Below are 1,628 nucleotides of genomic sequence, written 5' to 3'. Positions count from 1 at the left end.
GTTGGTTGCCGCAGCCGGCGGAGTGGGCGGGGTTGAGCGTGGCCGCGCAGACCGGGGACCCGCATTCCACCCTGGAGCTCTACCGCGCCGCCCTGCGCATCAGGCGGCAGGACCCCGACCTCGGCGCCGGAGACGCCGTCACGTGGCTGGACGCGCCCGCGGGCACCCTGGCCTTCCGCCGGGGCGGCTTCGTCTGCACCGTCAACACGACCGGAGAGGCCGTACGGATCACCGCCCCGGGTGCCGTCCTGCTGGCGAGCGGCGCGGAGGCGCCGACCGGCGAGGCGCCGGCCGGCGGGGCGCCGGCCGGCGGGGCGCCGGTCGCGGACGAGGAAGGGTTCGTGCTCCTCGACGCCGACACCACCGTGTGGTGGCGGGGGTGACAACGCCGCTGCGACTGACGGACATCGCCGCGCAGGCCCAGGTCAGCGAGGCCACCGTCAGCCGCGTGCTCAACGGCAAAGCGGGGGTGGCGGCCGGCACCCGACACAAGGTGCTGGCCGCCCTCGACGTGCTCGGCTACGAGCGGCCCGTGCGACTCAAACGCCGCAGCAACGGACTCGTCGGGCTGCTCATTCCCGAGCTGACCAACCCCATCTTCCCGGCGTTCGCCCAGGTCATCGAGCAGGCCCTGGCCGGACACGGGTACACCCCCGTGCTCTGCACGCAGACACCGGGCGGAGCCACCGAGGACGAACTCGTCGAGCAACTGGAGGAACGGGGGGTCACGGGCATCGTCTTCCTGTCGGGGCTGCACGCCGACTCCGCCGCCGACCCCGAGCGCTACCGGCGCCTCGCCGCGCGCGGGGTGCCGTTCGTGCTGATCAACGGGTTCAACCCGGCGATCAGCGCCCCGTTCGTCTCCCCCGACGACCGGGCGGCGGCGGAGATGGCCGTACGCCACCTGGAGGAACTGGGACACCGCCGCATCGGCCTGGCCATCGGCCCGACGCGCTACGTCCCCTCCGCCCGCAAGGAGCAGGGCTTCCTCGCCGCCCTGCCCGGAGCCGACTCCGACGGGCTCGTGCAGCGCACGCTGTTCACCGTCGAGGGCGGCCACGCGGCCGGCGGGGCCCTGCTGGACCGGGGCTGCACCGGGGTGGTGTGCGCCAGCGACATGATGGCCCTGGGCGTCATCCGCGCCGCCCGCGAGCGGGGCCTCGGCGTACCGCAGGACGTGTCGGTCGTCGGCTTCGACGACTCCCCGCTGATCGCTTTCACCGACCCGCCGCTGACCACCGTCCGCCAACCCGTGCGCGCGATGGCCACGGCGGCCGTCGGCGCCCTGCTCGAAGCGGTCGCGGGAACCCCGGTGGAGCGCACGGAGTACGTCTTCCAACCGGAACTGGTCGTGCGCGGCTCCACGGGACCGGTGGTGGGGGGGTAAGGGCGTACGCCGCCCCGGGGTGGGCGGGCTGTCGGGGCCTCGGCGGTACGCCGCCCCGTGCGGGCCCGCCATCGCCCCCTCGACCCGGTGGGCTCGGCCGGTGGCTGCCCACCCGCCCCCTCGTCTGCGGGTGGGGGGGCGGGTGGGCTACCCCGGTCGGGCGGGGTCGGGGAGGTGCCGGGGGTTTCCCGTCAGTCTCATCGTCTCTCCGGTGCGGGCCGGGCCCTCAAGGGCGCTCACT

Annotated in this window: 2 protein-coding genes; both read left to right on the top strand. The window is 75.2% G+C overall.

Going from position 1 to position 1,628, the window contains the following annotated elements:
* Positions 1-383 (top strand): DUF3459 domain-containing protein (locus AB0D01_RS39680; RefSeq protein WP_363064288.1); only part of this gene is annotated, 383 nt, incomplete at its 5' end.
* Positions 371-1,387 (top strand): LacI family DNA-binding transcriptional regulator, encoded by a 1,017-nt coding sequence (locus AB0D01_RS39675; RefSeq protein WP_363064286.1) that lies wholly within the window; start codon positions 371-373, stop codon positions 1,385-1,387. The genes AB0D01_RS39680 and AB0D01_RS39675, both read left to right, overlap by 13 nt.
* Positions 1,388-1,628: the final 241 nt, after the last annotated feature.

It is taken from the genome of Streptomyces sp. NPDC048606 (genome assembly GCF_040650855.1).
Classification (GTDB): domain Bacteria; phylum Actinomycetota; class Actinomycetes; order Streptomycetales; family Streptomycetaceae; genus Streptomyces.
The sequence above is the reverse complement of the archived record's forward strand: the minus strand, read 5'-3'. Positions and strand labels throughout refer to the sequence as shown.